General features: G+C 66.4%; 24 protein-coding genes. 21 read left to right on the top strand and 3 right to left on the bottom strand.

The genetic code is table 11. The features are described 5' to 3' along the window. The first annotated feature begins 4 nt into the window (after nt 1-4). On the top strand, nt 5-1999 hold the full coding sequence (gene acs / locus HA630_RS18525) for an acetate--CoA ligase (RefSeq protein WP_166836658.1): 1995 nt from the start codon (nt 5-7) through the stop codon (nt 1997-1999). 86 nt (nt 2000-2085) lie between these two features. Here the strand turns inward: acs and HA630_RS18530 are convergent, their stop codons facing one another. Beyond that, nucleotides 2086-2391, bottom strand: a complete 306-nt coding sequence (locus HA630_RS18530) for a c-type cytochrome (RefSeq protein ID WP_166836659.1) — start codon at nt 2389-2391, stop codon at nt 2086-2088. 129 nt (nt 2392-2520) lie between these two features. Between HA630_RS18530 and HA630_RS18535 the strand changes: the two genes are divergently transcribed. From HA630_RS18535 to HA630_RS18550, 4 genes are all read left to right on the top strand, one after another. Then, nucleotides 2521-2763, top strand: a complete 243-nt coding sequence (locus HA630_RS18535) for a TIGR04438 family Trp-rich protein (RefSeq protein WP_166836661.1) — start codon at nt 2521-2523, stop codon at nt 2761-2763. Between the two features lie 128 nt (nt 2764-2891). After that, nucleotides 2892-4751, top strand: a complete 1860-nt coding sequence (gene ilvD / locus HA630_RS18540) for a dihydroxy-acid dehydratase (RefSeq protein ID WP_166836662.1) — start codon at nt 2892-2894, stop codon at nt 4749-4751. 49 nt (nt 4752-4800) lie between these two features. Then, a complete protein-coding gene (gene lgt / locus HA630_RS18545) occupies nt 4801-5610 on the top strand; it encodes a prolipoprotein diacylglyceryl transferase (RefSeq protein ID WP_166836663.1) in 810 nt (269 codons plus the stop codon). Nucleotides 5611-5652: 42 nt separating this feature from the next. Next, nucleotides 5653-7206, top strand: coding sequence for a malonyl-CoA synthase (locus HA630_RS18550; RefSeq protein ID WP_166836665.1), 1554 nt, complete (start codon nt 5653-5655; stop codon nt 7204-7206). Between the two features lie 36 nt (nt 7207-7242). On the opposite strand, the gene HA630_RS18555 is transcribed toward HA630_RS18550, so the two are convergent. Then, a complete protein-coding gene (locus tag HA630_RS18555) occupies nt 7243-7686 on the bottom strand; it encodes a universal stress protein (protein WP_166836667.1) in 444 nt (147 codons plus the stop codon). Between the two features lie 226 nt (nt 7687-7912). On the opposite strand from HA630_RS18555, the gene HA630_RS18560 reads away from it, so the two are divergent. The 9 genes from HA630_RS18560 (at nt 7913) to HA630_RS18600 (ending at nt 15688) form a co-directional block, all read left to right on the top strand. After that, nucleotides 7913-10189 carry a cation-translocating P-type ATPase gene (locus HA630_RS18560; protein WP_243855521.1) on the top strand — a complete coding sequence of 759 codons (2277 nt, stop codon included), beginning with the start codon at nt 7913-7915 and terminating at the stop codon, nt 10187-10189. Nucleotides 10190-10192: 3 nt separating this feature from the next. Further along, nucleotides 10193-10330 (top strand): cbb3-type cytochrome oxidase assembly protein CcoS, encoded by a 138-nt coding sequence (gene ccoS / locus HA630_RS18565; RefSeq protein ID WP_166836671.1) that lies wholly within the window; start codon nt 10193-10195, stop codon nt 10328-10330. A 69-nt stretch (nt 10331-10399) separates the two neighbouring features. Next, on the top strand, nt 10400-11842 hold the full coding sequence (gene ccoN, locus HA630_RS18570) for a cytochrome-c oxidase, cbb3-type subunit I (RefSeq protein WP_166836673.1): 1443 nt from the start codon (nt 10400-10402) through the stop codon (nt 11840-11842). A gap of 13 nt (nt 11843-11855) precedes the next feature. After that, entirely contained in the window at nt 11856-12485 is a 630-nt protein-coding gene (gene ccoO, locus HA630_RS18575) for a cytochrome-c oxidase, cbb3-type subunit II (protein ID WP_166836675.1), read from the top strand. 13 nt (nt 12486-12498) lie between these two features. Beyond that, nucleotides 12499-12636 (top strand): cbb3-type cytochrome c oxidase subunit 3, encoded by a 138-nt coding sequence (locus HA630_RS18580; RefSeq protein WP_166836677.1) that lies wholly within the window; start codon nt 12499-12501, stop codon nt 12634-12636. A gap of 27 nt (nt 12637-12663) precedes the next feature. Next, on the top strand, nt 12664-13572 hold the full coding sequence (gene ccoP, locus HA630_RS18585; protein WP_166836679.1) for a cytochrome-c oxidase, cbb3-type subunit III: 909 nt from the start codon (nt 12664-12666) through the stop codon (nt 13570-13572). A gap of 31 nt (nt 13573-13603) precedes the next feature. After that, entirely contained in the window at nt 13604-15025 is a 1422-nt protein-coding gene (ccoG, locus tag HA630_RS18590; protein ID WP_166836681.1) for a cytochrome c oxidase accessory protein CcoG, read from the top strand. A 27-nt stretch (nt 15026-15052) separates the two neighbouring features. Further along, nucleotides 15053-15355, top strand: coding sequence for a nitrogen fixation protein FixH (locus HA630_RS18595; protein WP_166836683.1), 303 nt, complete (start codon nt 15053-15055; stop codon nt 15353-15355). A gap of 12 nt (nt 15356-15367) precedes the next feature. Beyond that, nucleotides 15368-15688 (top strand): hypothetical protein, encoded by a 321-nt coding sequence (locus HA630_RS18600; RefSeq protein ID WP_166836685.1) that lies wholly within the window; start codon nt 15368-15370, stop codon nt 15686-15688. Here the strand turns inward: HA630_RS18600 and fnr are convergent, their stop codons facing one another. Continuing rightward, on the bottom strand, nt 15689-16405 hold the full coding sequence (fnr, locus tag HA630_RS18605) for a fumarate/nitrate reduction transcriptional regulator Fnr (protein WP_166836687.1): 717 nt from the start codon (nt 16403-16405) through the stop codon (nt 15689-15691). A 138-nt stretch (nt 16406-16543) separates the two neighbouring features. On the opposite strand from fnr, the gene hemN reads away from it, so the two are divergent. From hemN to rplT, 7 genes are all read left to right on the top strand, one after another. Further along, the gene (gene hemN, locus HA630_RS18610) at nt 16544-17923 is read left to right on the top strand and encodes an oxygen-independent coproporphyrinogen III oxidase (protein WP_166836689.1); all 1380 of its coding nucleotides are present in this window, start codon (nt 16544-16546) and stop codon (nt 17921-17923) included. A 33-nt stretch (nt 17924-17956) separates the two neighbouring features. Then, complete coding sequence (locus HA630_RS18615) at nt 17957-18628, top strand: sulfite exporter TauE/SafE family protein (protein ID WP_166836691.1); 672 nt, start codon at nt 17957-17959, stop codon at nt 18626-18628. A gap of 364 nt (nt 18629-18992) precedes the next feature. Next, nucleotides 18993-20318 carry an isocitrate lyase gene (gene aceA, locus HA630_RS18620; protein WP_166836693.1) on the top strand — a complete coding sequence of 442 codons (1326 nt, stop codon included), beginning with the start codon at nt 18993-18995 and terminating at the stop codon, nt 20316-20318. Nucleotides 20319-20551: 233 nt separating this feature from the next. After that, nucleotides 20552-22459 (top strand): threonine--tRNA ligase, encoded by a 1908-nt coding sequence (thrS, locus tag HA630_RS18625; RefSeq protein WP_166836695.1) that lies wholly within the window; start codon nt 20552-20554, stop codon nt 22457-22459. An 83-nt stretch (nt 22460-22542) separates the two neighbouring features. Next, a complete protein-coding gene (gene infC / locus HA630_RS18630) occupies nt 22543-23148 on the top strand; it encodes a translation initiation factor IF-3 (protein WP_166836774.1) in 606 nt (201 codons plus the stop codon). A 174-nt stretch (nt 23149-23322) separates the two neighbouring features. Beyond that, complete coding sequence (rpmI, locus tag HA630_RS18635) at nt 23323-23526, top strand: 50S ribosomal protein L35 (protein WP_087278704.1); 204 nt, start codon at nt 23323-23325, stop codon at nt 23524-23526. Nucleotides 23527-23551: 25 nt separating this feature from the next. Continuing rightward, nucleotides 23552-23911: a 50S ribosomal protein L20 gene (gene rplT, locus HA630_RS18640; RefSeq protein ID WP_166836697.1), complete on the top strand. Its 360-nt coding sequence runs from the start codon at nt 23552-23554 to the stop codon at nt 23909-23911. Nucleotides 23912-24102: the final 191 nt, after the last annotated feature.

Consider the following 24102-nt stretch of genomic DNA (forward strand, 5'->3'; position numbering starts at 1 on the left):
CCACATGTCAGAACCATCGTCCGCCATCCAGTCCACCCTGGTGGAAAACCGCGTGTTCGAGCCCAGCGCCGCCACGGTACAAGCCGCCCGCGTGGCCGGCATGGATGGCTACAACGCCCTGTGCGCCGAGGCCGAGCAGGACTTCGAGGGGTTCTGGGGCAAACGCGCCAAGGAACTGCTGACCTGGCACAAGCCGTTCACCCGCGTGCTGGACGAGTCCAACGCCCCGTTCTACCGGTGGTTCGACGATGGTGAACTGAACGCCTCCTACAACTGTCTGGACCGCCACATGGGCACCCCGACAGAGAACAAGACCGCCATCATTTTCGAGGCCGACGGCGGCGAAGTCACCAAGGTCACCTACAAGGAACTGCTGGCCAAGGTCAGCCAGTTCGCCAACGTGCTCAAGGCCAAGGGCGTGAAAAAGGGTGACCGCGTCGTCCTGTACATGCCGATGACCATCGAAGGCGTGGTGGCGATGCAGGCCTGTGCCCGCATCGGCGCGACCCACAGCGTGGTGTTCGGTGGTTTCTCCGCTGGCGCCCTGAAGGACCGCATCCAGGACGCCGGCGCCGTGGCCGTGGTCACCGCCAACTACCAGATGCGCGGTGGCAAGGAACTGCCGCTCAAGGCCATCGTGGACGACGCCCTGGCCATGGGCGGTTGCGAGACCGTGCGCAGCGTGCTGGTGTACCAGCGCACCCCCACCGCCGTGAACATGGTGGCCGGCCGCGACACCTTCATGCACGAGGAAATGGCCGCCCAGTCCACCGACTGCCCGGCCGAAATGGTGGGCGCCGAGCACCCGCTGTTCGTGCTCTACACCTCCGGCTCCACCGGCAAACCCAAGGGTGTGCAGCACGCCACCGGCGGCTACCTGCTGTGGGCCAACCTGACCATGCAATGGACCTTCGACCTGAAGGACAACGACGTGTTCTGGTGCACCGCCGACATCGGCTGGATCACCGGCCACAGCTACGTGGCCTACGGCCCGCTGGCCGCCGGCGCCACGCAGATCGTGTTCGAAGGTGTGCCCACTTACCCGAACGCCGGCCGCTTCTGGCAGATGATCGAGAAGCACAAGTGCACCATCTTCTACACCGCGCCCACCGCCATCCGCTCGCTCATCAAGGCCGCGGACACCGACGAAAAGGTGCACCCGAAGAACTGGGACCTGTCCAGCGTGCGCCTGCTGGGCTCGGTCGGTGAGCCGATCAACCCCGAAGCCTGGATGTGGTACTACAAGCACATCGGCGGCGAGCGTTGCCCGATCGTGGACACCTTCTGGCAGACCGAAACCGGTGGCCACATGATCACCCCCCTGCCGGGCGCCACCCCGCTGGTGCCGGGTTCCTGCACCCTGCCGCTGCCCGGCATCATGGCCGCCATCGTGGACGAGACCGGCAACGACGTGCCCAATGGCGCCGGCGGCATTCTGGTGGTCAAGCGCCCCTGGCCGTCCATGATCCGCACCATCTGGGGTGACCCGGAGCGCTTCAAGAAGAGCTACTTCCCCGAAGAACTCAAGGGCTACTACCTGGCCGGCGACGGCGCGGTGCGCAGCGCCGACCGCGGTTACTTCCGCATCACCGGCCGCATCGACGACGTGCTGAACGTGTCGGGTCACCGCATGGGCACGATGGAGATCGAATCGGCCCTGGTGGGCAAGACCGACCTGGTGGCCGAAGCCGCCGTGGTGGGCCGCCCGGACGACCTGACCGGCGAGGCCATCGTGGCCTTCGTGGTGCTCAAACGCCCCATCCCCACCGGCGACGAAGCCAAGGCCCTGGCCAACGAACTGCGCAACTGGGTGGCCAAGGAGATCGGCCCCATTGCCAAGCCCAAGGAAATCCGCTTCGGTGAAAACCTGCCCAAGACCCGCTCCGGCAAGATCATGCGCCGCCTGCTGCGCTCGCTGGCCAAGGGCGAGGCCGTGACCCAGGACACCTCCACCCTGGAGAACCCGCACATCCTGGAACAGTTGGCCAAGACCAACTGAGGCCTGCCGCGCCCACCCACCCCCGGGGTGGGCGGCACAAAAAAAGCCCGCAGCGTGCTGCGGGCTTTTTGCCGTGTGTGGCGGGCTTACTTCAGGCCCAGCACCCAAGCGGCCAGTTTCTTGGCGTCGGCGTCGTTCACCTGCGGGTTGGCCGGCATCGGGATCGCGCCCCACACGCCGGAGCCGCCCTTCTGGATCTTGGTGGCCAGCTTGTCGGCGGCGGCTTTGTCGCCGGCGTACTTGGCGGCGATGTCTTTGTAGGCCGGGCCGACCAGCTTCTTGTCCACCGCGTGGCAGGCCATGCAGTTCTTGGACTTGGCCAGGGCTTCGTCGGCCAGGGCGGGCAGGGCCACCACGGTGCTGGCGGCCAGGATCAGGAGAGCGCGTTTCATGGGGTCTTCCTTGGGTGAAAATACGGTTGGGGACGGCACGATTTTACCGAGAGTCCCCTGTGCAGCGGTCACGCCCTTACGACTTGTTGCACTCGATACACAGGGCAATTCACTGCTGGAGGTGGGACCATGTACCTGTTGCTGCTCGGGGTGGCGCTGTTGCTGTTGAAATACCTGGCCGTGGGCCCGGTGGCCGACTGGTCCTGGTGGTGGGTGCTGTCGCCGTTTGCCCTGACCCTGTTGTGGTGGTGGTTCGCCGACCAAAGCGGCTACACCCGCCGCAAGGCGATGGAGAAAGAAACCCAGCGCAAGGCGGACCGCGTGGAAGAGAGCCGCAAGCGCCTGGGCATGCCCGCCAAACCCAAGCGCTGAAGGCCGTTCGACCCGGCACGCGCTGGGGCCTTCGGGCCCGGCCACACGGTGCCTGCCGCATAATTGTGCGCACGCACGCCCTTCCTCCGTTCAGCCCCCTGTGGGCCCGTCTTCCAAGAAACTTTCCGATGCCCGTCTACCGTTCCAAGACCTCCACCGCCGGCCGCAACATGGCCGGCGCCCGCTCGCTGTGGCGCGCCACCGGCATGAAGGACGATGATTTCAGCAAGCCGATCATCGCCATCGCCAACAGCTTCACCCAGTTTGTGCCCGGCCACGTGCACCTGAAGGACCTGGGCCAGCTGGTGGCGCGCGAGATCGAGGCCGCCGGCGGCGTGGCCAAGGAGTTCAACACCATCGCCGTGGACGACGGCATTGCCATGGGCCACGACGGCATGCTGTACTCGCTGCCCAGCCGCGACATCATCGCGGACTCGGTCGAGTACATGGTCAACGCCCACTGCGCCGACGCGCTGGTGTGCATCTCCAACTGCGACAAAATCACCCCGGGCATGCTCATGGCCGCGATGCGCCTGAACATCCCGGTGGTGTTCGTCAGCGGCGGCCCGATGGAGGCCGGCAAGGTGCGCCTGGCGGTGCCGGGCACCTCGACCATCCAGATCAAGAAGCTCGATCTGGTGGACGCCATGGTCATGGCCGTGGACGACAAGGTCAGTGACGCCGACCTGGCCGAGGTCGAGCGCTCGGCCTGCCCGACCTGCGGCAGCTGCTCGGGCATGTTCACCGCCAATTCCATGAACTGCCTGACCGAGGCGCTGGGCCTGAGCCTGCCCGGCAACGGCACCGTGGTGGCCACCCACGCCGACCGCGAGGCGCTGTTCAAACAGGCCGGCCGCACCATCGTCGAGCTGTGCCGCCGCCACTACGAGCAGGACGACTTCAGTGTGCTGCCGCGCGCGGTGGGCTTCAAGGCCTTCGAGAACGCCATCACGCTCGACATCGCCATGGGCGGCTCGACCAACACCATCCTGCACCTGCTGGCGATCGCTCAGGAGGCCGAGATCGACTTCACCATGAAGGACATCGACCGCCTCTCGCGCGAGGTGCCACAGCTGTGCAAGGTCGCGCCCAACACCAACAAGTACCACATCGAAGATGTGCACCGCGCCGGCGGCATCATGGCCATCCTGGGCGAGCTGGACCGCGCCGGCAAGCTGCACACCGACGTGCCGACCGTGCACGCGCCGACGATGAAGGACGCGCTGGACCAGTGGGACATCGCCCGCCACCCGTCCGACGCGGTCAAGACCTTCTACATGGCCGGCCCGGCCGGCATCCCCACGCAAGTGGCCTTCAGCCAGGCCACCCGCTGGCCCAGCCTGGATTTGGACCGGGCCGAAGGCTGCATCCGCTCGGTGGAGCATGCCTTCTCGCAGGAAGGCGGTTTGGCGGTGCTGCACGGCAACATCGCGGTGGACGGTTGCGTGGTCAAGACCGCCGGCGTGGACGAGTCCATCCTGGTGTTCGAGGGCTCGGCCTACGTGACCGAGTCGCAGGACGAGGCGGTGGCCGACATCCTGGCCGACAAGGTGAAGGCCGGCGACGTGGTGGTGGTGCGTTACGAAGGCCCCAAGGGCGGCCCGGGCATGCAGGAAATGCTCTACCCGACCAGCTACATCAAGTCCAAGGGCCTGGGCAAGGCCTGCGCGCTGCTGACCGACGGCCGCTTCTCCGGCGGCACCTCCGGCCTGTCCATCGGCCACTGCTCGCCCGAGGCCGCCGCCGGTGGCGCCATCGGCCTGGTGCGCAACGGCGACCGCATCCGCATCGACATCCCCAACCGCAGCATCGACGTGCTGTTGAGCGACGAGGAGCTGGCTGCCCGCCGCGCCGAACAGGACGCCAAGGGCTGGAAACCGGCCCAGCCGCGCCCGCGCAAGGTGTCGGCCGCGCTCAAGGCCTACGCCCTGCTGGCCACCAGCGCCGACAAGGGCGCGGTGCGCGACCTGTCGCAGCTGGGCGGCTGATCGACCCCGGAGCCGGAGGGCCGGGCCGCCCTCCGGCACAATGCGGGACATGCTGATCCATCCCGCCATCGATCCCGTGGCCCTGCAACTGGGGCCCCTGGCCATCCACTGGTACGGCCTGACCTACCTGGCCGCCTTTGGCCTGTTCCTGTGGCTGGGCGTGCAGCGTCTGGGCCACGAGCCCTATGCCTCGCTCGCCGGTTCACAGGCCTGGTCCCGCCGCGACGTGGAGGACATCATCTTCCTCGGGGTGCTGGGCGTGATCCTGGGCGGCCGCCTGGGCTACGTGCTGTTTTACAAACCGCTGGACTACCTGGCCCACCCGCTCGGCGTTTTCGCGGTGTGGGAAGGGGGCATGAGCTTCCACGGCGGCCTGGTGGGTGTGTTGCTGGCCATGGTCTGGTTCGCCCGCACCCGGCAGCGCCCCTGGCTGCAGGTGATGGACTTTGTGGCCCCCTGTGTGCCCACCGGCCTGGCGGCCGGGCGCATCGGCAACTTCATCAACGGCGAGCTGTGGGGCCGGGTGGCCGACCCGACCCTGCCCTGGGGCATGGTGTTCCGCGGCGCCGGCGACTTGCCGCGCCACCCGTCGCAGCTGTACCAGTTCCTGCTGGAAGGCCTGTTGCTGTTCACCCTGCTGTGGCTGTACGCGCGCCGCCCCCGTCGGCGGGGCGAGGTGTCGGCCGCCTTCCTGGTGGGCTACGGCAGCCTGCGTTTTGCCGCCGAATTCTTCCGCGAACCCGACGCCCACCTGGGGCTGCTGGGCCTGGGCCTGAGCATGGGCCAGTGGCTGAGCCTGCCCATGGTGGCGGCCGGCGTGGCGTTGTGGTGCTGGGCCGCGCGCCGCACCCCCGCCTGAGCGGCGCCAGACCCCGCGACGTTTGAGAGGCCACCCCGCGCCATGACCGACCCCACCGACCACAACGTGTTCAGCGCGCTGCGCGCCTCCTTCCCCGCCGACCTGGACCGCTGGGCGGTCGAGACCGACCAGGGCCTGGTCTACACCTGGCGCGACCTGGACCGCGCCAGCGCCATGCTGGCCAACCTGCTGGCGTCTCTGAAGCTGCCGGCCGGTGCCCGTGTGGCGGTGCAGGTGGACAAGTCGGTCGAGGCGCTGGCGCTGTACCTGGCCACCCTGCGCGCCGGGCTGGTGTTCCTGCCGCTCAACACCGCCTACCAGAAGGCCGAAATCGAATACTTCATCGGCGACGCCGAGCCCGCCGTGGTGGTCTGTACCGGCGCGAACTTCGGCTGGGTCAGCAAAATCGCCTTCCGGGCCGGCACCCAGGCCGTGTTCACCCTGAACGACGACCGCACCGGCAGCCTGCTGGAGCGCGCCGCCCACCACAGCGACCGGCACACGCCTGCCGTGGCCCGGGCCGACGACCTGGCCGCCATCCTCTACACCAGCGGCACCACCGGCCGCAGCAAGGGCGCCATGCTGACGCACGGCAACCTGCTGTCCAACGCGCGCACGCTGCGGGACCACTGGGGCTGGCAGGCCGACGACGTGCTGGTCCACGCCCTGCCCATTTTCCACGTCCACGGGCTGTTCGTGGCGGTTCACGCCGCGTTGCTCAACGGCAGCCCCATGCTGTGGATGGCGAAGTTCGACCCCGCCACCGCGTTGCGCTGGTTCGCGCGCGCCACCGTGTTCATGGGGGTGCCCACCCTGTACGTGCGGCTGCTGGCCGAACCCGGCCTGACGCCGGCGGCCGTGCAGGCCATGCGCCTGTTCATCTCGGGCTCGGCGCCCTTGCTGCTGGAAACCTTCCAGACCTGGCAGGCGCGCACCGGCCACACCATCCTGGAACGCTACGGCATGAGCGAAACCCTCATGCTCACCTCCAACCCCTACCGGGCCGATGCCCGCCACGGCGGCCAGAGCGAGCGGCGCGGCGGCACAGTGGGCTTTCCGCTGCCGGGGGTGGAACTGCGCGTGGTGGACGAGCACGACCAGCCCGTGGCCCCCGGCGCCATTGGCGGCCTGCAGGTGCGTGGCCCCAACGTGTTCCAGGGCTACTGGCGCATGCCCGACCCAACCCGCGAAGCATTCACCGCCGACGGCTGGTTCCGCACCGGCGACGTCGGGCAGCAGGACGGGCGGGGCTACGTCACCCTGGTCGGGCGCAGCAAGGACCTGATCATCAGCGGCGGCTACAACCTCTACCCGGCCGAGGTCGAGGGCTGCCTCAACGAACTGCCGGGCGTGGCCGAGAGCGCGGTGGTGGGCGTGCCGCACCCGGACCTGGGCGAGGTGGGCGTGGCGCTGGTGGTGCCCCGACCCGGCGCCCGGCCGGACCCGGCGGCGCTGCTGGCCGCCTTGCAGACCCGGCTGGCCCGCTACAAGCTGCCCCGGCGCTGCCTGCTGGTGGACGACCTGCCCCGCAACACCATGGGCAAGGTGCAGAAGAACCTGCTGCGCGCCGCCTACCGCGACAGCTTCACCGCCTGAACGGGGCAGGGCGGTTCGCTGGCGCCGACCGGGGCGTCAGCGCAGCACCAGCACCGGAATGTGCGAATGCGTCAGCACCTGCTGGGTTTCGCTGCCCAGCAGCAGCCGTTTCAGCCCACGCCGGCCGTGCGAGGCCATCACGATCAGGTCGGCCTTGTGGCGCTTGCCGGCGGCGATGATCGCCTCGGCGATCAGGTCGGACTTGACCGTGGTGGCCTTGACCTTGACCTCCAGCTTCTGCCCCTCGGCCTTGACGCCGTTGACCACGGCCTGGGCCTCTTCCTGCCACTGTTTTTCGATGCGCTTGACCTCCTCGTTGGCCAAGGCCACCCCGCCTTCAAAGTAGGTTTGCGGGTAGCGCGGCACCACTTTCAGGGCCACCACCTCAGCGCCGGTGGCGTCGGCCAGCTTCAGCGCGTGTTCCACTGCGGTGTGGGACAGCTTGGAGCCGTCAGTGGCGACCAGAATGCGTTTGTACATGCGTGTTCTCCTCAAAACAGGTGGGGGCTGACGTGTCAGCGTAACACCCGCAGCGCGGCGGCGATTGACGTATGTCAAGCGCGCCGCACGCCCGCTGGGTTAAGCTTCCACCATGTCAGATTCCACGGTGGCGCCGCAAGTCCTGCCCGTCACGCAGGCGACGGGTGGCCGCGCCCCTGCCGACCCGAACGCGGCCCCGGATCTCTTTGGGGCGCACCGCGGCCCGTTGACCGTCGACGATGACTTTCGGGTCCTTGACGACCCGGTGGAGCAGCAAACCTTCACCCAGCCTTGCGATGTGCAGGGCCAGGCCCTGTGCGAATCGGTGCTGATGGTGCAGGGCATGTACTGCGCCGCCTGTGCCGACACCGTGGAAGGCGCGCTCGCCGGCCGGCCCGGCGTGGTGTCGGCCCAGGTGCACGCCGCCACCCGCCGCCTCACCGTGCGCTGGGACCCGGCCCGCACCCGCGTGTCCGACCTGGCCCGCGCGGTGGGCGACACCGGCTACCGCCTGCTGCCCATGCAGCAGGCCCTGAGCCTCAGCGAACGGTTGGCCGAAACCCGGCGCGCCCTGTGGCGCCTGTTCGTGGCCGGCTTCTGCATGATGCAGGTGATGATGTACGCGTGGCCCGCCTACGTCACCGAGCCGGGCGACATCCCGGCCGACATCGACCAGCTGCTGCGCTGGGCCAGTTGGATGCTCAGCCTGCCGGTGGTGATGTTCGCCAGCGGCCCGTTTTTTCAGAGCGCCTGGCGCGACCTGCGCCACGGCCGCATCGGCATGGACACGCCGGTGTCCATCGGCATCCTGGTCACCTTCGTGGTCAGCAGCGCCGCCACCTTCGAACCGACCGGCCCCTGGGGCGCCGAGGTCTGGTTCGACTCGCTCACCATGTTCGTGTTTTTCCTGCTGGGCGGGCGCTACCTGGAATTCAAGGCCCGCGACCGCACCGCCGGTGCCCTGGACGCGCTGATGAACCGCCTGCCCGAGCAGTGCGAGCGCCAGACGCCCGCTGGGGGCTTCGAGGCCGTGTCGCTCAAGCGCCTGGCCGTGGGCGACGTGGTGCGCGTCCAGGTGGGGCAGGCCTTTCCGGGCGACGGCGTGGTGCTCAGCGAAGGCGCCACCGTCGATGAAGCGCTGCTGACCGGCGAGTCCCACCCCGTCACCCGGCGCCGCGGCGACGCGGTGGTGGCCGGCAGCTACAACCTGACCGGCCCGGTGCTGGTGCGCCTGGACCGCCTGGGGCGCGACACCCGCTTTGCCCAGATCGTCTCCCTGATGGAGCGCGCCTCCACCGAAAAACCGCGCCTGGCCCGGCTGGCCGACCGCATCGCCGCGCCCTTCCTGGTGCTGGTGCTGCTGGCCGCTGCCGTGGCGGGCGGGTATTGGTGGCAGATCGACCCCGCGCGCGCCCTGGCGGTGGCGGTGGCGGTGCTCATCGTCACCTGCCCCTGTGCCTTGTCGCTGGCCACGCCAGCGGCCATGCTGGCGTCGGCCGGCGCCCTGGCCGGGCGAGGCATCCTGGTGCGCCGGCTCCAGGCCTTTGAAACCCTGGCCGCGGTGGACACGGTGGTGTTCGACAAGACCGGCACCCTGACCCAGGACCGGGTCGTGCTGCGCGAGGTCATCGCCGCGCCCGGTGTGTGCCCGGACGAGGCGCTGGCCTGGGCCCGGCCGCTCAGCGCCACCTCGCTGCACCCGGTGTCGCGCGCCATCACCGCCGCCGCCGGGCCCGACGCCGGCGACGCCTTTGCCGAGGTGCAGGACCTGCCCGGCCGGGGCCTGACCCGGCGCGACGCCCAGGGCCAGACCTGGCGCCTGGGGTCGGCCGCCCACGCCGGGCTGGACGAAGCCGCCCTGCTGGCGCAGGGCCGCAGCGTGGCCGACACCCCGTGCGCCTACCTGGCCAACGACGCCGGCTGGGTCGCCACCTTCGTCATGGACGAAGGCGTGCGCGACGACGCCCGGGCCGCCATCGACGCGCTGCACGCCGCCGGCCTGCAAACGCGCCTGCTGTCGGGCGACCGCCGCGCCGCCGCCGAACGGGTCGCCCGGCAACTGGGCATGACCCAGGTGGTGGCCGAAGCCAGCCCGGAACGCAAGCTGGCCGAGGTGGTGGCCCTGCAGGACGCCGGCGCCTGCCTGGCCATGGTGGGCGATGGCCTGAACGACGGCCCGGTGCTGGCCCGCGCCAACGCCTCGTTCGCCCTGGGCCACGGCGCCCCCCTGACCCAGGCCCAGGCCGATTTCGTGGTGCAGAGCGGCCGCCTGGGCGAGGTCGTGCAGACCCTGCTCCACGCCCGGCGCACCATGGCCATCGTGCGGCAGAACCTGTGGTGGGCGGCCGGCTACAACGCCGTCTGCGTGCCGCTGGCCCTGGTCGGCTGGATGCCGCCCTGGCTGGCCGGTCTGGGCATGGCCGCCAGTTCTCTGCTCGTCATCGGCAACGCCTTGCGCCTGGCGCGGCTGCCGCTGGCCCCCCTTTCCCCCGTTTCGAGGTGAACCATGGACGTGCTCTACCTGCTCATCCCCCTGTCCGTCCTGCTGGTGCTGGGCATCATGGCCCTGTTCTGGTGGGCGCTGCAGTCGGGCCAGTTCGACAACATCGAGCGCGAGGGCGAGCGAATCTTGCGCGGCGATTGACTTATATCAACCGCACGGCGGCACCAGCCAGCGATACTGTAACCAGGTGAAATTCAAGAGGAGTTTGGTATGTCCGTGACAACAGCGGGTGCCCGGTCGGGCATCTACAACGACAAGGTGGTGAGGCAGTTCGCCATCATGACCGTGGTCTGGGGGGTGGTCGGGATGCTGGTGGGGGTGATCATCGCCGCGCAGCTGACCTGGCCCGAGCTCAACCTCGGCATCGAATGGCTGAGCTACGGCCGCCTGCGGCCCCTGCACACCAACGCGGTGATCTTCGCGTTCGGCGGTTGCGGTCTGTTCGCCGCCAGCTACTACGTGGTGCAGCGGACCTGCCAGACCCGCATCTTCTCCGACACCCTGGCCGCCTTCACCTTCTGGGGCTGGCAACTGGTCATCGTGCTGGCCGCCGTGTCCCTGCCGCTGGGCCTGACCCAGGGCAAGGAATACGCCGAGCTGATCTGGCCGATCGACCTGCTGATCGCCGTTGTCTGGGTGGCCTACGCGGTGGTGTTCTTCGGCACCATCGGCATCCGCAAGGTCCGTCACATCTACGTGGCCAACTGGTTCTTCGGTGCCTTCATCATCGCCGTCGCGCTGTTGCACATCTTCAACAACATCCAGCTGCCCACCGGCCTGTTGCACTCCTACTCGGCCTACGCCGGGGTGCAGGACGCCATGATCCAGTGGTGGTATGGCCACAACGCCGTGGGCTTCTTCCTGACCGCTGGCTTCCTGGGCATGATGTACTACTTCATCCCCAAGCAGGCCGAGCGTCCGGTCTACTCCTACCGCCTGTCCATCGTCCACTTCTGGGCACTGATCTTCACCTACATGTGGGCGGGTCCTCACCACCTGCACTACACCGCGCTGCCCGACTGGACCCAGTCCGTCGGCATGGTGTTCTCCCTCATCCTGCTGGCCCCCAGCTGGGGTGGCATGATCAACGGCATCATGACCCTGTCGGGCGCCTGGCACAAGCTGCGCGACGACCCCATCCTGCGCTTCCTGATCGTGTCGCTGTCGTTCTACGGCATGTCCACCTTCGAAGGCCCGATGATGTCGATCAAGACCGTCAACGCCCTGAGCCACTACACCGACTGGACCGTGGGCCACGTGCACTCCGGCGCCCTGGGCTGGGTGGGTCTGGTGACCATGGGTTCCATGTACTACCTGATCCCGCGCCTGTTCGGCCAGACCAAGATGTATTCCGTCAAGGCCATCGAGCTGCACTTCTGGGTCGCCACCATCGGCATCGTGCTCTACATCGCCGCGATGTGGATCGCCGGCGTGATGCAGGGCCTGATGTGGCGCGCCGTCAACCCCGACGGTTCGCTGACCTACACCTTCGTCGAATCCGTCAAGGCCACCTTCCCGTTCTACGTCATCCGTTTGCTGGGCGGTCTGTTGTACCTCGGCGGCATGTGTGTGATGGCCTGGAACGTCTGGAAAACCGTGGCGAACGGCCAGGCCAACGAAGTGGCCGTTCCCCCCGCCGTCGCCCACGCCTGAGGAGTCAACACAAATGGCACAACACAACGACACGCCCAAAGGCTTCACTCACGAGCGGATCGAGACCAACAACCTGCTGATGATCGTGCTCATCACCCTGGTGGTGGCCGTCGGCGGTCTGGTGGAAATCGTCCCGCTGTTCTTCCAGAAGTCGACCACCCAGCCGGTGGAGGGCCTCAAGCCCTACACCGCGCTGCAGATCGCCGGCCGCGACATTTACGTGCGCGAAGGCTGCTACAACTGCCACTCGCAGATGATCCGCCCCTTCCACGCCGAAACCATGCGTTACGGCCACTACTCGCTGGCCGGTGAGTTCGTGTACGACCGCCCGTTCCAGTGGGGCTCCAAGCGCACCGGCCCTGACCTGGCCCGCGTGGGTGGCCGCTACTCCGACGAGTGGCACCGCATCCACCTGAACAACCCGCGCGACCTGGTGCCCGAGTCCAACATGCCGGCCTACCCCTGGCTGGAGCAGCGCACCCTGAGCGGCGCCGACCTGCCCAAGCGCATGGAAGTGCTGCGCACCCTGGGCGCGCCGTACTCGGACGAGGAGATCGCCAAGTCCACCGAGGACGTCAAAGGCAAGACCGAGATGGAGGCCGTGATCGCTTACCTCCAGAGCCTGGGTCACGCGCTGCGTTGAAAGGGGCACAGACATGGATGTCAACGACCTGCGCAGCGTGGTCACCGTGCTCAGCCTGGTGACCTTCCTCGGCATCGTCTGGTGGGCGTGGTCCAAGCGCAACCAGAGCCGGTTCGACGAAGCGGCGCAACTGCCGTTTCAGGACGAGTGACGAGCCCCGCCTAACAAGAGAACGATCATGAGCGACTTTACAAGTGAATTCTGGCACCTCTACGTGGCCGGGCTGACGCTGGTCAGCATCATCGCCTGCCTGGTGCTGCTGTGGATCAGCGGCACCACCAAGGTCAAGGCGCACGACGACAACACCACCGGCCACGTCTGGGACGGCGACCTGCGCGAGATGAACAACCCCCTGCCGCGCTGGTGGGTCTATCTGTTCATCATCACCGTGATCTTCGCGCTGGTCTATGGTGCGCTGTACCCGACCTTCGGCAAGTGGGGCGGGCAGTTGGGCTGGTCGTCCACCGGCCAGCACACCGCCGAGGTGAAGAAGGCCGAGGAAAGCTTTGCCCCGATCTACGCCGCGTTCTCGGGCATGGAGCCCGAAAAGCTGGCCGGTGACCCGGCGGCCATGGCCATCGGTGAGCGCCTGTTCATGAACTACTGCGCCCAGTGCCACGGTTCGGACGCGGGCGGCAGCAAGAGCTTCCCCAACCTGACCGACAACGACTGGTTGTGGGGCGGTGAGCCGGTGGCGATCAAGGAAACCATCACCAACGGCCGCATGGGCGTGATGCCCCCGATGGCCGCCGCCGTGGGCAACGCCGACGACGTGAACAACCTGGCCAACTACGTACTGAGCCTGTCGGGCAGCCCGCACGACCCGGTCAAGGCCACGCTGGGCAAGTCCAAGTTCGCGGCCTGTGCCGCCTGCCACGGGGCCGAAGGCAAGGGCAACCCGCTCATGGGCGCGCCCAACCTGACCGACAACGTCTGGCTGCACGGCTGGGGCGTGGAGGCGATCACCAAGATCGTCAACGAAGGCAAGACCAACGTCATGCCGGCGCAGAACGCGCTGCTGACCGAGCAGCAGATCCACGTGCTGGCGTCCTACGTCTGGGGTCTGTCCAACAAGCCGCAGCGTTGAGCGTTCCCGCCACCCTGACAGCCGAGGTTCTGTGAGCAACACCCGCCAACCCGACGCCGGCACGGCCGACGAAGACATCGAAGTGTCGCTGTACGCGGCGCGGCAGAAAATCTACCCGCGTTCGGTGTCTGGTCTGTTCAGCCAATGGCGCTGGGCGCTGGTGTGGCTCACCCAGATCGTGTTTTACGGTCTGCCCTGGCTGGAGTGGAACAGCCGCCAGGCGGTCCTGTTCGACCTCGAAGCGCGTCGCTTCTACATTTTCAACCTGGTCCTGTACCCGCAGGACTTCATTTACCTGACAGGGCTGCTCGTCATCTCGGCGTTGGCCCTGTTCCTGTTCACCGCCGTGGCCGGGCGCCTGTGGTGTGGCTACGCCTGTCCCCAGACCGTTTACACCGAGATCTACCTCTGGATCGAGAAAAAGGTCGAGGGCGACCGCGCGGCACGCATGCGCCTGGACCAGAGCCCGCTGTCGGCCACCAAGTTCGGCAAGAAGTGGCTGAAGCACGCCCTGTGGGTGGCGTTTGGCCTGTGGACCGGCTTCACCTTTGTCGGTTACTTCACCCCGATCCAGGAACTGGGCGCGGCGGTCTTGGGCTGGGACCTGGGCCCCTGGCAGACCTTCTGGATCTTCTTCTACGGCTTTGCGACTTACGGCAATGCCGGCTTCATGCGCGAGCAGGTGTGCAAGTACATGTGCCCCTACGCCCGCTTCCAGAGCGCCATGTTCGACAAGGACACGATGATCGTGACCTACGACGAACGGCGCGGCGAGCCGCGCGGCCCGCGCTCCAAAAAGGCCGATCCGGCGGCACTGGGCCTGGGTTCGTGCGTGGACTGCACCTTGTGTGTGCAGGTTTGCCCCACCGGCATCGACATCCGCAAGGGCCTGCAGTACGAATGCATCGGCTGCGGGGCCTGCATCGACGTGTGCGACGACGTGATGGACAAGGTGGGTTACCCGCGCGGCCTCATCAAGTATTCGACACAAAACGGCATGGCCAACGGCTGGACCACCGCCCAGATGGTGCGCCGCGGCCTGCGCCCGCGGGTGTTGGTGTACAGCGGCATCCTCTTGCTCATCAGCGTGGCCGTGGGCGTGAGCCTGTTCTTGCGCACGCCGCTCAAGGTGGACGTGATCCGCGACCGCGGCGCCCTGGCGCGGCTGGTGGACCAGGGCCGCATCGAAAACGTGTACCGCCTGCAGGTGATGAACGCCACCGAGGCGCCCCAGACCTACCGCGTCAGTGTGGACGGCCTGCCTGGCATTGCGCTGGCGTCCGACCCGACCGTGGCCGTGTTGCCGACCGAGGTGCGTTCGCTCGCGGTGCGGGTGCAGGTGCCGCCGGGCGCGGCCGGGTCCGGCTCGCATCCCATCACCTTTGTGGTGGAATCGGCCGACGACGCTGCGCTGCGGGTGACCGAAAAGTCCGTCTTCCTCGTGCCGCGCTGACCCCCATTCCCTTCCCGGAGAACCGCCATGTCCACCTTGAACCCTGCCCTGGTGCCGGCCCAGCGCCCCGCCCAACCCTGGTACCGGGAGCCCTATGTGTGGTTGGTGCTGGGCGGGCCGCTGGCCGTCATCGTCGCCTGCATCGTCACCGTCTACATCGCCGTGACCCATGCCGACCCGGTGCTGGACCGCTCGGCCACCCCGGTGCGCGTCACCCCGGCCGCGGTGGAAACCCTGTCGCCCGAGGCCCGCACCGCGGCCGAACTCAGCGTGATGCCCGCCAACCAGGCGCGCAACCACGCGGTCACCCCCACCCTGCCCAAAGACTGACCGGAGACGCGCATGTGGGCCCAACGCTGGATGTGGATCGCCTGGCCGGCTTTTCTGGTGGCTGGGGTGCTGGAAATGGTGGTGTTTGCGCTGGTGGACCCCAGCGAACTGCATTGGCAGGGGCGGCCGCTGGGCTGGTCGAACCAGGCCATTTACACCGTGTCGTTTTTCTTTTTCTGGGGCGCCACCGTGGCCTCCAGCGCCTTGACCACGCTGCTGGCCATGTCGCCGTTCGAGGTCAACCGCTGCCCCGTGCCGCCCGACCAGCGGCCCGCCGACTGCACCCAGCCAGGGGCCAGGGGCAAAGGTTGCTCGGGCGGGGGCTGCTGTTGATCAGTCGGCCGGCTGGCTGACGATGGCCGCCAGCGCCTGCGTGTCCTTGATGTGGACGTAGCGCTGCTTCACGTCGATGATGCCGTCGTCCATGAACTTGGAGAAGGTGCGGCTCACCGTTTCGAGCTTCATGCCCAGGTAACTGCCGATTTCCTCGCGCGTCATGCGCAGGATCAGTTCGGACTGTGAGAACCCCCGGGCGTGCAGGCGCTGCACCAGGTTCAGCAGGAAGGCGGCCAGCCGCTCCTCTGCCCGCATGCTGCCCAGCAGCAGCATCACCCCGTGGTCGCGCACGATTTCACGGCTCATGATCTTGTGCACGTGGTGCTGCAGCGTGCTGAATTCGCGCGACAGCTGTTCCAGCTTGTCGAAGGGCAGCACGCAGACCTCGGCGTCTTCCAGGGCAATCGCGGCGCAGGAGTGCTTGTCCTGCACGATGCCGTCCATGCCGATGATCTCACCCGTCATCTGGAAGCCGGTGACCTGGTCGCGCCCGTCGGCGGTGGTCACACTCGTCTTGAAGAAGCCCGAGCGCACCGCGTAGAGCGAGGTGAAGGCATCGCCGGCATTGAACAGCGAGGTGCCGCGCTTGACCCGGCGCCGGGTCGAGATCACGTGGTCCAGTTTGCTCATCTCGTCGGCACTCAGGCCAACCGGCAGGCAGAGTTCGCGCAGGTTGCAGCTCGAACACGCGACTTTGATGCTGTGTAAGTCCATAAGTAACCACCGATACGGTGCGCAGGCAGATGCGTCGAATGATAACGCCCATGGGTGACGCTGGCCGTTTTGTTTGACTCACGTCAATGGCGCAGCGGGGGCTTTGCGGCACATTACTCCCAGATTGGAGAAGTACCTGTGAACCATGTCATCGACGAAGGCCTGCTCAAGCGTTTTGACGTGCCCGGGCCGCGCTACACCTCCTACCCGACGGCCGACCGCTTTGTGGAGGCGTTCACAGAAAAAGACTACACCCAGGCGCTGGAGCAGCGCCGCGCCGGTTCCCTGGCGTTGCCCCTGTCGATCTACGTGCACATCCCGTTCTGCGAGTCGGTGTGCTACTACTGCGCTTGCAACAAGGTCATCACCAAACACCACAGCAAGGCGGCCGAGTACCTGCGCTACCTGTCGCGCGAACTGGAGCTGCAGGTGCAGCATTTCGGGCGCGGGCACCACGTCTCGCAAATGCACCTGGGCGGCGGCACGCCCACCTTCCTGAGCGACGCCGAACTGGAGGACCTGGTGGCCATGATCCGCCGCCAGTTCACCCTGGTGCCGGGCGGCGAGTATTCGGTGGAGGTGGACCCGCGCACCGTGACCGAGGCGCGGCTGGAGCACCTGCACCGGCTGGGCTTCAACCGCCTGAGCTTTGGCGTGCAGGACTTTGACCCCACCGTGCAAAAAGCGGTGCACCGGGTGCAGCCGGCCGAGCAGGTGTTTGCGCTGGTGGCGGCGGCGCGCCGCATCGGCTTTGAGTCGGTCAACGTCGACCTGATCTACGGCCTGCCGCAGCAAACGCCCGAATCGTTCCGCCACACGCTGGAACAGGTGCAGGTGCTGCGCCCCGACCGCATCGCGCTCTACGCCTACGCCCACCTGCCGGCCCGCTTCAAGCCGCAGCGCCGCATCATCAGCGCCGAACTGCCCAGCCCGGCCGACAAGCTGGACATGCTGTCGATTTCGCTGGACCTGTTCAGCGCCGGGGGTTATGTGTACGTGGGCATGGACCACTTCGCCCTGCCCAACGACGCCCTGGCCGTGGCCAAGCGCCAGGGCCGGCTGCACCGCAACTTCCAGGGCTACAGCACCCAGCCCGACTGCGACCTGATCGCCCTGGGCGTGTCGGCCATAGGCCGCATCGGCGCCACCTACAGCCAGAACGCCAAAACGCTGGAGGAATACTACGACGCCCTGGACCAGGGGCGCCTGCCCATCGTGCGTGGGCTGGCCCTGAGCCGCGACGACGTGCTGCGCCGCAGCGTCATCATGGCGCTGATGTGCCAAGGCAGTGTCGATTTCGAGTCGGTCGGCCTGGCCCACCTGATCGACTTCCGCAGCTACTTCGCGCGCGAACTGGAGCGGCTGCAGGGCATGGTGGAGCTGGGCCTGGTGCGCATCACCGACACGGCCATTGAGGTAACCCCGTCGGGCTGGTACCTGGTGCGCGCCATCGCCATGACCTTCGACAAATACCTGCAGGTGGACCAGGACCGCGCCCGCTTTTCCAAGATCATCTGAGCCCGTAGCGGCCGGCACTGCTACAGTCGCGGCATGTTGGGTTCCATGACCTTGTCGGCCCTGGTGATGGGCTTGGTGGGCGGTCCGCACTGCGTGGCCATGTGCGGGGCGGCCTGCGCCGGCATCGCGCGCAGCGGCGCGCCGCGCAGCACCCGGGCGCTGTGGAAGTTCCAGTTCAGCCGCTTGCTGGGTTACAGCCTGATGGGCGCGCTGGCCGGCGGCACGGTGCAGGGCCTGGGCTGGATGGGGCAGCAAACCGCCGTGATTCGGCCGCTGTGGACCATGGTGCACGTGGCCGCTTTGCTGCTGGGGCTGGTGCTGCTGTGGCAGGCGCGTCAGCCGGCCTTCATCGAAGGCTGGGCCCAGGGCATCTGGCGCAAGGTGCGCCCGGCCATGGTGGCCATGGGCGGCAAGGCCCCTGTGGTGCTGGGCATGGGTTGGGCCTTCATGCCGTGTGGGCTGCTGTATTCGGCGCTGCTGGTGGCGTCCCTGTCGGCCAGTGCGCTCAACGGGGCGGTGGTCATGGCCGCGTTTGCGGCGGGCACCATGGTCTCGCTTACGGCCGCGCCGTGGCTGTTGCTCAAACTGAAAGATGCCCGCTCCGGCGGCTGGGGCATCCGCCTGGCGGGCCTCGCCTTGGTGCTGACCTCGGGCTGGGCGCTGTGGATGGGCATCACCCAGCCCACCGGCCTCTGGTGCGCCTGAGCGTTTGCGCACCTTGCCGTGCGGCTTTCTGGGGCGTGGCGCCCAGCCACCGTTCCACGCCTGTGCGCCCCGACGCGCCTCAAAGGCGCCTTGTTTTCTCGATATGGTTTTTATATCCCATATTGTGGAATATTGCTTTGTTGCGGCGCAGAAAAATTTCCCGATATGAAAAATCACTTCTCATATTGAGAAATTAAAAATGTAAGCTGTTGAATTGTTTGACTTAAAAATATGTCTTCTATAAGACATAAGATTGAATGTGGGTCTTATAGAAGACTTAAACTTAAGCACAAGGCACCGGTCTTGCATGTGTACACCACACCCCCGGCGTCACCCCTTTCGTTTCAACCCACAGGAGTTATTCATGTCGTCCAACCCGACCCTGAGCCGCCAGCAGCAAATCGAAGCCCTGGAAAAAGACTGGGCCACCAACCCCCGTTGGAACGGCGTCAAGCGCGGTTACACCGCCGCTGACGTGGTGCGCCTGCGCGGCAGTCTGCAGCCCGAGTACACCTTTGCCCAGCGCGGCGCCAAGGTGCTGTGGGACAAAGTGAACGGCGGCGCCAAGAAGGGCTACGTCAACGCTTTCGGCGCCATCACCGCTGGCCAGGCCATGCAACAAGCCAAGGCTGGCCTGGAAGCCGTGTACCTGTCGGGCTGGCAAGTCGCCGCCGACGGCAACACCTCCGAAACCATGTACCCCGACCAGTCGCTGTACGCCTACGACTCGGTGCCGACCATGGTTCGCCGCATCAACAACACCTTCAAGCGTGCCGACGAAATCCAGTGGAGCCGTGGCATCAATCCGGGCGACGAAGGCTTCATCGACTACTTCCTGCCCATCGTGGCCGACGCGGAAGCCGGTTTCGGTGGCGTGCTGAACGCCTTCGAACTGATGAAGAACATGATCGCCGCTGGCGCCGCCGGCGTGCACTTCGAAGACCAGCTGGCCGCGGCCAAGAAATGCGGCCACATGGGCGGCAAGGTGCTGGTGCCGACCCGCGAAGCCGTCGAAAAGCTGATCTCCGCCCGCTTCGCTGCCGACGTGATGGGCGTGCCGACCCTGATCCTGGCCCGCACCGACGCCGAAGCCGCCAACCTGATCACCAGCGACTACGACGCCAACGACAAGCCGTTCCTGACCGGCGAGCGCACCCAGGAAGGCTTCTTCCGCGTGAAGAACGGCCTGGAGCAGTCCATCAGCCGTGGCGTGGCCTACGCCCCCTACGCCGACCTGGTGTGGTGCGAAACCGGCGTGCCCGACATCGGCTTTGCCCGTGAATTCGCGCAAGCCGTGCACGCCGCCTGCCCGGGCAAGCTGCTGTCCTACAACTGCTCGCCGTCCTTCAACTGGAAGAAGAACCTCAACGATTCGCAGATCGCCTCCTTCCAGGAAGAGCTGTCGGCGCTGGGCTACAAGTACCAGTTCATCACCCTGGCCGGTATCCACGTCAACTGGTACAACACCTTCAAGTTTGCCCACGCTTACGCCCGCGGCGAAGGCATGAAGCACTACGTCGAAATGGTGCAAGAGCCGGAATTCGCCGCCCGCGAACAAGGCTACACCTTCGTGTCGCACCAGCAGGAAGTGGGCACCGGCTACTTCGACGACGTGACCACCGTGATCCAGGGCGGTTCTTCCAGCGTGAAGGCTCTGACCGGTTCCACCGAAGAAGAGCAGTTCCACTGATCCACCGAGCCCCGCAGGGGCGAGGAGACGAGAGCCCGGGCCGGTCCCGGGCTTTTTTGTGGGAAAATCTTAAGAAATAGCTGCACAAGAACGAGAAAGGCGCCCCGGTTATGACACCGCGAACTACCCAGGAGTTGTTCACTGCCCATTGATGGGTGGCAGTTCGCGCCTGCACTTTGTTCTTCTTTTCAGCGCGGCCCCGAGCCGCGTTTTTGTTGTCTGGACCCCTCCCCATGTTGAACATCACCCTCCCTGACGGTTCGCAACGCCAGTTCCCCGGCCCCGTCACCGTGGCCGAGGTCGCGGCCTCCATCGGCGCCGGCCTGGCCAAGGCCGCGCTGGCCGGCAAGGTGGACGGCCAGGTGGTGGACACCTCGCACCGCATCGAGCAGGACGCCACCCTGGCCATCGTCACCGCCAAGGACGCCGATGGGCTGGAGGTGATCCGCCACTCCACCGCCCACCTGCTGGCCTACGCGGTGAAGGCGCTGTTCCCCGAGGCGCAGGTGACCATTGGCCCGGTGATCGACAACGGCTTTTATTACGACTTCTCGTACAAGCGCCCGTTCACGCCCGACGACCTGGCGGCCATCGAAAAGAAGATGACCGAGCTGGCCAACAAAGACGAGCCGGTGGTGCGCCGTGTGTTGCCGCGCGACGAGGCGGTCGAGTATTTCAAGGGCTTGGGCGAGCACTACAAGGCCGAGATCATCGCCAGCATCCCGAGCAACGAAGACGTGAGCCTGTACCGCGAGGGCGCGTTTGAAGATTTGTGCCGTGGCCCCCACGTGCCCAGCACCGGCAAGCTCAAGCACTTCAAACTCATGAAGGTGGCCGGTGCGTACTGGCGCGGCGACCACCGCAACGAAATGCTGCAACGCGTGTACGGCACCGCCTGGGCCAGCAAGGACGACCTGCAGCAGTACCTGACCCGGCTGGAAGAGGCCGAAAAGCGCGACCACCGCAAGCTGGGCCGCGAACTGGACCTGTTCCACATCGACGAGCACGCGCCCGGCCTGGTGTTCTGGCACCCCAAGGGCTGGACGCTGTGGCAGCAGGTGGAGCAGTACATGCGCAAGGTGTACCGCGACAACGGCTACCAGGAAGTGAAGGGCCCGCAGATCCTGGACCAGACGCTGTGGGAAAAAACCGGTCACTGGGACAAGTACCGCGACAACATGTTCGTGACCGAGTCGGAAAAGCGCGACTATGCGCTCAAGCCGATGAACTGCCCCGGCCACATCCTGATTTACAAGCAGGGCATCAAGAGCTACCGCGACCTGCCGCTGCGCTACGGCGAGTTCGGCCAGTGCCACCGCAACGAGCCTTCGGGCGGTTTGCACGGCATCATGCGGGTGCGCGGTTTCACCCAGGACGACGGGCACATTTTCTGTACCGAAGACCAGATCCTGCCCGAGTGCGACACCTTCACCCAGGTGTTGAAGAAGGTGTACGCCGATTTCGGCTTTACCGAAATTCTGTACAAAGTGTCCACCCGCCCGGCCGCGCGCATCGGCTCGGATGCGCTGTGGGACAAGGCCGAAAAGGCGCTGATGGACAGCCTGCGCCATTCGGGCTGCGACTTCGTGATTTCGGAAGGCGACGGTGCGTTCTACGGCCCCAAGATCGAATACACCCTGAAGGACGCGATTGGCCGCGAGTGGCAGTGTGGCACCATCCAGGTGGACTTCAACCTGAGCGAGCGCCTGGATGCCGAGTACGTGGCCGAGGACGGCAGCCGCCAGCGCCCGGTGATTCTGCACCGCGCCATCGTCGGCAGCCTGGAGCGTTTCATCGGCATTCTGGTGGAACAGCACGCCGGCGCGCTGCCGGTTTGGCTGGCGCCGGTGCAGGTGGCGGTGCTCAACATCACCGACGCGCAGGCCGATTACTGTCGCGAAATTGTCAAAACGCTGGAAAATCAAGGCGTTAGGGTGGTGCTGGATTTGCGCAACGAGAAAATCACGTATAAAATTCGAGAGTTTTCGCTGCAAAAGCTGCCGTACATCCTCGTCGTGGGCGACAAAGAGAAGGCCGCTGGGGCGGTTGCGGTGCGTGCGCGCGGCAACCAAGACCTGGGGGTGTTGTCGCTGGACGAATTTGCCCAACGCATCCGCGCCGACCTCGACGCCAAGGCCTGACGGCCGGCGTGGCCGCAGGCGTGGTGCCGCGCCGCCATTTGCAGCGCTCGCTGTTTGCAGCTTTTTGAACAAAGGATTTCGCCATCGCTACCGCTCCCAACTTCCGTGACCGCCGCCAACGCGAGGAACGCGCCCACCGCCTGAACCGCGAAATCATGGCCCCCGAGGTCCGCCTCACCGGCCCCGAAGGCGAAGCCATTGGTGTGGTCAGCCTGCAGGAAGCGCTGCGCATGGCGGGTGACCTGGACGTGGACCTGGTGGAAATCGCCGCGATGGCCAAGCCGCCGGTGTGCCGCCTGATCGACTACGGCAAGTTCAAGTACGCGGAACAGAAGAAGGCGGCGGAAGCCAAGTCCAAGCAGAAGGTCATCGAGGTCAAGGAAATCAAGTTCCGCCCCGGCACCGACGACGGCGACTACAACATCAAGCTGCGCAACATCAAGCGCTTCCTGGACGACGGCGACAAATGCAAGATCACCTTGCGTTTTCGCGGTCGGGAAATCACCCACCAGGAACTGGGCCTGGCCCTGCTCAACCGCATCCGCGACGAGCTGGCCGACCTGATCGTGGTGGAGCAGTTCCCCAAGCTCGAAGGCCGCCAGATGATCATGATGATCGCGCCCGGCCGCAAGAAGACGGGCGGCGCGGCGAAGCCGGCCGAGGCTTCGGCCGAGCAACCGGCGGCGTAAGCTGCCACACCGAATACGGACCGGGTGGGTTGGTCGCCTGTCGGGTCCGCGCGGCGTCTCGAACGCCGCACGGCGCGCCCATGCGTGGGCGCACCACACCAAGTGGCTCGGGGCCAACAAGACCGTGATTGGGTTCACGGCGCCTCACGAGCACAAACCATAAGGAGCATCGATATGCCCAAAATGAAGACCAAGAGCAGTGCGAAAAAGCGTTTTCGCGTTCGTCCGGGTGGCACCGTCAAGCGCGGTCAAGCCTTCAAGCGTCACATCCTGACCAAGAAGACCACCAAGAACAAGCGCCACCTGCGCGGTGCGGTGAATGTGCATGAGACCAACATGGGTCACATGGCACAGATGCTGCCCAAGGCCGGCCTGTAATTCAACGACGAACAAGGAGTAGCTTATGCCTCGCGTCAAACGTGGTGTCACCGCACGTGCCCGTCACAAGAAAGTCCTCGCCCTGGCCAAGGGTTTCCGCGGTCGCCGCGGCAACGTCTACCGCATCGCCAAACAGGCGGTGATGAAGGCGGGCCAGTACGCCTACCGTGACCGCCGCACCAAGAAGCGCGTGTTCCGTCAGCTGTGGATCGCGCGTATCAACGCCGGTGCGCGTGAACTGGGCCTGACCTACAGCCAGTTCGCCAACGGCCTGAAGAAAGCCGCGATCGAAATCGACCGCAAGGTGCTGGCCGATCTGGCCGTGAACGACAAGGCCGCTTTCGGCGCCATCGTCGCTCAGGTCAAGGCCAAGCTGGCCGCTTGATGGACCTCGGGTTTTTCTGAGCGAAAATACCCGGTTTGAAGGGCCAGCGCTGTACGGCACTGGCCCTTTTTCATTTGGATCACGCCCTTGCAGGGCCTGCTGTGGACCGTTGAGATGAACGACCTCGATTCCCTGGTGCAGTCGGCGCGCGAACTGTTCGCGCAGGCCACCACCCCCGCCGACCTGGAAAA

It is taken from the genome of Aquabacterium sp. A08, from assembly GCF_011742065.1.